The organism is Peptoniphilus indolicus ATCC 29427, from assembly GCF_000227315.1.
GTDB classification, from domain to species: Bacteria; Bacillota; Clostridia; order Tissierellales; family Peptoniphilaceae; genus Peptoniphilus; species Peptoniphilus indolicus.
The window spans coordinates 52835-60562 of record NZ_JH165065.1 but is presented as its reverse complement, the minus strand read 5'-3'; the positions used below and the strand labels follow the sequence as shown (position 1 = coordinate 60562).

The following is a 7728-nucleotide window of genomic DNA, read 5'->3' as shown; positions in this document are numbered from 1 at the left end:
AAATTTATAAACAAATAGGAAATCTATTAACAACTTTAGATTTCCTATTTTAATTTAAAATTTTTATTTTGTTTAGCCTTTATAGCCTAACTAATATATTTTTTATTTAGCTCTATAATATCTGTTAGGGATTTATTCCCCAACAGATATTATAAAGCCAAAAATAAGCTCAGCTGAGCTTATTTAATTTCTTATTTTACAGGAACTATTTTGTCTTTTCCACCCATATACATTCTAAGTGGTGCTGGAATTTTAACTGAACCATCTTCTTGTAGCATATTTTCTAAGAAAGCTATTAACATTCTTGGAGGTGCGACTACAGTGTTGTTAAGTGTATGAGCAAGATAAGTTCCATCTTCTCCTCTCAATTTAATTCCAAGACGTCTTGCTTGAGCATCTCCCAAATTTGAACAAGAACCTACTTCAAAATATTTCTTTTGTCTTGGAGACCAAGCTTCAACATCAACAGATTTAACCTTCAAATCTGCTAAATCTCCACTACAACATTCCAAAGTTCTAACTGGAATTTCAAGACTTCTAAAGAAATCTACTGTGTTTTTCCAAAGCTCATTATAGAAATTCATAGAATCTTCAGGTTTACAGATTATTACCATTTCTTGCTTTTCAAATTGGTGAATTCTATATACGCCACGCTCTTCAATTCCATGTGCTCCAACTTCTTTTCTAAAGCAAGGTGAATAAGATGTCATTCTCAAAGGCATTTTTTCTTCATCTGTGATTGTGTTTATAAATTTACCAATCATAGAGTGTTCTGAAGTTCCTATCAAATATAAATCTTCGCCTTCAATCTTATACATCATATTTTCCATTTCAGCAAAACTCATAACCCCTGTTACAACTTCTGACCTAATCATAAAAGGTGGAATATAATATGTATATCCCCTATCAATCATAAAATCTCTTGCATAAGAAAGAATTGAAGAATGAAGTCTTGCTATATCTCCTCTTAGATAATAGAACCCTGCACCTGAAGTATCTCTTGCAGCATCCAAATCTATTCCGTCAAAGCTTTCCATTATTTCAACATGATATGGAACTTCATACTTAGGAACTACCGGTTCTCCAAATCTTTCAACTTCAACATTTTCTGAATCGTCTTTTCCAACAGGAACACTTTCATCAATGATTTGAGGAATTACAAGCATTCTCTCTTTAAGTTCTACTTCATATTTTTTAGTATCTTCTTCAATTTGAACAAGTGCATCATTTATTTCTTTAACTTTAGCTTTTGTAGCCTCTGCTTCTTCAATTTTCTTTTGAGCCATCAATGCTCCAATTTCCTTTGAAATCTTATTTCTTTGAGCTCTTAAATCATCACCCTTAATTTTTTCTTGGCGAAGTTTTTCATCAATCTCTATTACTTCATCTACAAGTCCTAACTTTTCATCTTGAAATTTCTTTTTTATGTTTTCTTTTACCAATTCAGGATTTTCTCTTAAAAATTTAATATCTAACATTTTCTCACCTTTCTTAAAAAATAAAAAGAGCCTTCTCAATCCCAAAGGGACGAGAAGACCCGCGTTGCCACCCTAATTAGTCTACAAATAGACTCTCTTTAAAACAATAGACTCAAAGGCGGATTCAGTTGCCCTCGTTATTTACTCACACCAAACGTAAACTCTCTAAAAACTCGGCACAACTTACTATTCCTCATCACTGTCCTATAAAAATTAAATTAATTATATCATTTTATAAAATTCTTTTCAAATACTAAGAATTATTTTTTCTAATAGTAATTAAATCTCTTAAAATTATAATTATGCTAAAAGGTTTTATTAAATTTTTACAAGTGTTAAAATACTTCTGGAGGATTTTATGAAAAATAAATTATTAATACTTATATTTCTTTTTGTGGTTATATTTCCCATCAAATCTCTTGCAGCTTCTACAATTGGTTTGGAAAATAGTCAGGGCGAATATATGCATTATGAAAAAGCAATTGTAACTAAAACTTCTGAATTCAGTAAAGTTGACAGCTTTGGAAATAAAGAACAAACAGTTGAAGTTAAATTTCTGACTGGAGAAAACAAGGATAAGACAATTGAAGTGAAAAATTCTATTTCCACTCAATTGAATAGTAACTTGGATTTAAAAATAGGCGATAAAGTTTTGATTCTTGAAAATAAAGATGCCTACGGTGAAACAATATATAGCATATCAGACCACTTGCGTACAGATTATCTATATATTTTGGCTGCATTTTTTATACTTTTTCTTTTATTGATAGGTAGAAAAAAAGGTGTCCTTTCAATAATATCCTTGCTTTTTACTCTTGGAATTATACTCTTCGGAGCAATTCCTATGATTATAAATGGACATAGCCCGGTTACAATGGCTGTTTTGAGTTCAATTTTAATTTCAATTTTCACAATATTGATAGTTGCCGGCTTTAGCAAAAAAAGTTTATGTGCAATACTTGGCACTTGCCTCGGAACTATCTTAGCAGCACTCATAGCTTATTTTGTTGGAAATAAATTACATCTCACCGGTCTTTCAATGGACGAAACACAAATGTTATTATATCTTCCAAACAATCTAACCTTAGAGCCAAAAGAATTGCTCTTTGCCGGAATAATTTGGGGGTCTCTTGGAGCTGTGATGGACGTTGGAATGAGCATCTCTTCAGCGATATATGAATTATCAATAAATAATAAAGACCTATCGTTTAAAGAGCTTTTGAATTCAGGAATGAATGTTGGAAAAGATATTATGTCAACTATGAGCAACACTTTAATTTTAGCCTACCTTGGAAGTGCTCTTCCCCTAATACTGTTGATGATGATATTTAATCAAAGTAATTATAAAATCATAAATTTAGATGTGATTGCAACAGAAATAGTTCGCTCGATCTCCGGTAGCATTGGATTGTTATTTACAATTCCAATAACCGCTATCTTAGCAAGCTATTTTATGCAACAAAATAAAAAATAAATACATTTAAAAAGCAACCATATATCGGTTGCTAATTTTATTATTTAAGTCCTTCGTAAAGAGTTCCCTCTTTTTCATCAATATATCTATCTGCACTAAGAGCCGCTATAGCCCCATCTGCAGCCGCTGTAACAACTTGTCTGATATTTTTAACTCTTATATCTCCAGCCGCAAACACACCCTCTATATTAGTTCTCATTTCTTCATCAGTCTTTATATATCCATTTTCAAGTTCAAGCTTATCTTTGAATATTTCTGTTTGAGGAACATATCCTATAAACACAAATAGTCCAAATGGCTCATTAGGTTTTATATTTGTAACTTTACCTGTCTTTAAATTCTTAATCACTATCTCATTTACTATTTTGTCGCCTTTTACTTCTTCAATAGTACTGTCCCATATAAAGTCTATCTTTTCATTTGCAAAAGCTTTTTCTTGCACAGCTTCAGTAGCTCTTAATTTGTCTCTCCTGTGAATTATATGCACTTTCTTAGCAAATCTTGTTATAAAAAGAGCTTCCTCTACAGCAGAGTTTCCTCCGCCCACTACATACACTTCAAGGTCTTGATAAAATGCCGCATCACAAGTTGCACAATAAGATACACCTCTACCGCTAAATTCTTCTTCCCCTTTAGCACCCATAGGTCTTGGAGATGCTCCTGCTGCAATTAGTAAAGTCTTGCCTTCATATTCTCCAAACTTACCAACTACTTTTTTAGTTTCTCCTTCAAGTTCAACTGATACAACTTCATCCATTGCAAACTCACACCCGAATTCTTCCGCTTGGGCTCTCATAGTCATTCCAAGTTCCATACCTGAAATATTTTTAATCCCAGGATAGTTTTCAACATCAACAGTATTAGCTATTTGGCCACCTTCAATACCCTTTTCAATTATGAGTACATTTAAACTGGCTCTTGAAGCATAAATACCTGCTGTCAATCCCGCAGGACCTGCTCCCAATATGATTAAATCGTACATTTTATCCCTCTTTCTATTATAAACTCAATTTTTTATTAATATTCTTCTTACTTTAAATACCCATAAATTAACTTAATAATTCACACCCCCGCTCAGTTTTTGTTATACTTAAGTTGAGGTGAATTAAGTGAATAATTTAATAGAACATTTAAATCCAATTAATGCTAATATTATATCAATTATGTTGATTATCAGTATTTCAATATTGCTAAAGAAATCTTTTAAAAACAATATAAGAAAAGAAGTAGAAATGCCTAAGATAAATTTAACCCCAGCTCAAATAAGCTCACTGGTGTTTGGAAATATGAAATTTATAAAATCTTTAACTGCAACACTACTTTGCTTAAACGAAAATAAAAACATAAATCTAAACATTGGCACAAAAGATTTTTCCATAGATTTTTTAACTGATGAAAACTTAGAGAAGCCCGAAAAATATCTTATACAATTCTTTAAAACTATTAATCCCAAAAATATAACATCAAAAGATATTTTACGAGAGAGAAAATCTGCGCCCGACGACTTTAATAAATCTATGCAAAAATATTTTGATTTAGTCGAACAATCGCTATATACTAAAAATTTGAAAAAGAAAAATAATATAAAAATTCCAGCGCTAATTATTTTAATAGCTTTGATGTATTTGATAGTCGCTTTGATTTTAACATACTATAAGGGATTTTTAGCTTTAATTGTAATTCCACTTTCACTGATACTATCTTTTAACCAAACTAAAAAAATATTTGAAAAAACTCCACAAGGAGAAAAACTTCACGTTGAATATCTTAAATTTGTAGAAAACTTTGAAAATAAAAAGATTAATACATCTTCTCTTACTACAAAAGACATTATTAATCTAATCGCATTAGATGCTAAATCCGAACACATAGAGTCTATACTAAAATTAAATAACATTGACTCTTCAAAATATACCACACTGTTTGAAACTAACAACTTTATTTTCGCAGACAAAAAGAGTAGATAAAAACCTACTCTCTTTTTATTATCCAATTAAGTCTTTTAATCTTCCAGTCAACTTATAATTTACTTTCTTTAAATCCTTTAAATCACATGAACCAGTAAGCGCCATACTTATTCTAGTTTTTTCCATCAACTCAGTTAAATATCTCAAAGTGTATTCATATCCGCCATGCACCAAGTATGATAATATCTCGCCACTTATTCCAACCAAGTCAGCTCCCAAAACCAAACTCTTTAATACATCAAGAGAATTTTTAACTCCACCTGAGGCAACTATAAACAAGTCATCAGGTTTGTCCTTTACATTTTCTATAAGCGCCATTGCAGTTGGTATCCCCCAACCATATAATTCTGAAACATCTGTATCAGGAGTTCTAAGATTTTCAACTTCAAAGAAATTAGAGCCTCCAAATCCAGCTATATCGATATTTCTAACTCCTACAGAATACAATCTATCAGCAACTTCTCTAGAAATTCCAAAGCCAACTTCCTTGACAATTACAGGAACCTCAACAGCTTTTACGATATCCTCTATATTTTTTAGAACATCTGTAAAATCTCTTTCACCTTCGTCCATAGCAAGTTCTTGTGCTGGATTTAAATGAATTTGAAGTCCATCTGCCTTTATCAAATCAACAGCAAATTTGGCGTCTTCTGCACTTGCATAACCACTTATATTTGCAACTACAACACCCTCATCGCCCATTATTTCTCTAACACATTTAAAACTATTAGAAGCATCTTCATCTTCAAGCGCTATAGTTTCAGAACCTACTGCCATAGGAATTTTAAGTTCCTTTGCAAGCTTAGCTAAATTTTTATTTATATCTCCCGAAAATTCAGTTCCGCCAGTCATTGCATTAATCATAATTGGAAAAGAAATTTTCTTGCCTAAAAATTCCATAGTCGTGTCAATTTTATTATAATCACAACACGGTAGTGCATTATGATAAACGAAAACATCTTCAAAAAGTGGGTTTCCCTTATAGGTACTTCTCAGATAATTTTCTACATGTTCCCTCTTTCTATACTTTCTCATCTCAACATCTCCCATCAAGGATAATATAACATTCGAGTAAATCTTATTCAACCAAATCTCTATGATTTACTTCAACAGAATATCCAAGCTCTTTTAACTTCAAACCTATCTCATTAGTTATAACAACAGACCTATGAAAACCACCAGTACAACCAATTCCTATACTCAACACGCTCTTGCCCTCAGCTATATAATTTGGAATTAAAAACTTTAGCATATCAATGCACTTAGTTAAAAATCCACTGGTAACCGAATGTGACAATACAAATTCTTTTGTCTTATCATTTTCTCCTGACAATTTTTTTAATTCAGGTATATAGTAAGGATTTGGCAAAAATCTCACATCAAATATTAAATCACCATCTAATAAAATCCCATTTTTAAAACCAAAAGAAGTAACCGAAATTTTTAAAACTTCATCAATTTTTAAATCTACAATTTCTAACATCTTCTCTCTAAACTGCTTCATGGATAAATCAGAAGTATCAATTATATATTCAGCTTCTCCTCTTATATTCTCAAGCATCTTAGCTTCTTTTCTAATACCATTTAAAATAGACTTGTCTAGTGGATGAGGTCTACGCTTTTCCTTGTATCTATTTACAAGCACTTCTTCCCTTGCATCTAAAAATAGTAATTTATAATTTATGTTTTGAGCCTTAAGTTCCAATAAAGACTTTGAAAAATCTTCAAAAAACTCTCCACTTCTAACATCCACCACAACACAAACCTTACTCATGGTGTCAGATTTACAAGCCATTTCTGCAAACTTAGGCACCAAAGCCGGCGGTAAATTATCCATGGCAAAGTAACCCAAATCTTCAAATACATTTAAGGCTCCGGACTTACCTGAGCCGCTCATTCCGGTTATGACAAATATTTCCATTATCTTCCCCCAATGTATTTTACTTCTCTCTTTAACTCAACACCAAACTTTTCCATTACAATTTTTTGCACTGTATCTATCAAATCTTTAACATCTTGACTTTTAGCATTGTCAAAATTAACTACAAAACCACTGTGTTTAGTGCTTATCATTGCACCACCAACTCTAAGACCTTGTAGCCCTGAATCTTGTATCAACTTTCCTGCAAAGTATCCAGTAGGTCTTCTAAACGTGGACCCGGAACTTGGCATTTCTAAAGGCTGTTTGTCAATTCTTCTCTGCATTAACTCGTCCATCTTCTCAAAAATTTCTTCTTTATTTTTTTCAAATAATTCAAATTCAACCGAAAGAATAATATAATTATTTCTTTGAGCAATACTGTCTCTGTAAGCAAATTCCATTTCAGAATTGTTTAGCTCAATAACATTTAAATTGTTGTCAATCAATTTAACCTTGCTCACAACATCCTTTAGCTCTCCGTCATAAGCACCGGCATTCATTATAGCTCCGCCACCTACAGAACCGGGTATCCCATGGGCAAATTCCATACCACCAAGAGAATTTTCCCCCGCAAAAATTGCAGTGTCTCTTAAAGTTGCTCCAGCCCCTGCAATGACAGTCGTGCCTTTTAAAGTAATCTTGTTTAAAGTATCTCTTAAAACTATTACAAGACCGTCAACTCCCGAGTCATCAATCAAAACATTTGAACCGTTGCCAAGTAAAGTTACTTTAATACTCTTTTCTCTAGCAGTTTTAATGGCTTCAATTAAAGACTCTTCGTCATTTGGAATTAACAAAAACTCCGCCGGACCTCCAATCTTAAAAGTTGTATATTTATCTAAATTTTCTTCTCTATAAAAAGAACCAAAATTTTTAAATGAATTCATT

General features: G+C 32.0%; 7 protein-coding genes and 1 other annotated feature. Of the genes, 2 read left to right on the top strand and 5 right to left on the bottom strand.

All coding sequences use genetic code 11. The annotated features are described in order from the left end of the window. Window positions 1-191: 191 nt before the first annotated feature. Complete coding sequence (serS, locus tag HMPREF9129_RS08765; protein ID WP_004822665.1) at window positions 192-1478, bottom strand: serine--tRNA ligase; 1287 nt, start codon at window positions 1476-1478, stop codon at window positions 192-194. 42 nt (window positions 1479-1520) lie between these two features. Beyond that, window positions 1521-1687, bottom strand: a binding site (T-box leader). A 149-nt stretch (window positions 1688-1836) separates the two neighbouring features. Between serS and HMPREF9129_RS08760 the strand changes: the two genes are divergently transcribed. After that, window positions 1837-2952, top strand: coding sequence for a YibE/F family protein (locus tag HMPREF9129_RS08760; protein ID WP_004822662.1), 1116 nt, complete (start codon window positions 1837-1839; stop codon window positions 2950-2952). A 40-nt stretch (window positions 2953-2992) separates the two neighbouring features. On the opposite strand, the gene trxB is transcribed toward HMPREF9129_RS08760, so the two are convergent. Next, window positions 2993-3934, bottom strand: coding sequence for a thioredoxin-disulfide reductase (trxB, locus tag HMPREF9129_RS08755; RefSeq protein ID WP_004822661.1), 942 nt, complete (start codon window positions 3932-3934; stop codon window positions 2993-2995). A 127-nt stretch (window positions 3935-4061) separates the two neighbouring features. Between trxB and HMPREF9129_RS08750 the strand changes: the two genes are divergently transcribed. Next, window positions 4062-4919, top strand: coding sequence for a DUF2207 family protein (locus HMPREF9129_RS08750; RefSeq protein WP_004822660.1), 858 nt, complete (start codon window positions 4062-4064; stop codon window positions 4917-4919). A gap of 18 nt (window positions 4920-4937) precedes the next feature. Here HMPREF9129_RS08750 and fni read toward each other — a convergent pair whose 3' ends face one another. Genes fni through murB form a run of 3 tightly spaced genes read right to left on the bottom strand, consistent with a single transcriptional unit; the run spans window position 4938 to window position 7727 of the window. After that, the gene (fni, locus tag HMPREF9129_RS08745) at window positions 4938-5954 is read right to left on the bottom strand and encodes a type 2 isopentenyl-diphosphate Delta-isomerase (protein ID WP_040552989.1); all 1017 of its coding nucleotides are present in this window, start codon (window positions 5952-5954) and stop codon (window positions 4938-4940) included. 43 nt (window positions 5955-5997) lie between these two features. Beyond that, the gene (gene rapZ / locus HMPREF9129_RS08740; RefSeq protein WP_004822657.1) at window positions 5998-6840 is read right to left on the bottom strand and encodes an RNase adapter RapZ; all 843 of its coding nucleotides are present in this window, start codon (window positions 6838-6840) and stop codon (window positions 5998-6000) included. Then, on the bottom strand, window positions 6840-7727 hold the full coding sequence (gene murB / locus HMPREF9129_RS08735) for a UDP-N-acetylmuramate dehydrogenase (RefSeq protein WP_004822655.1): 888 nt from the start codon (window positions 7725-7727) through the stop codon (window positions 6840-6842). The genes rapZ and murB overlap by 1 nt, the downstream gene beginning before the upstream one ends. Window position 7728 lies beyond the last annotated feature (1 nt).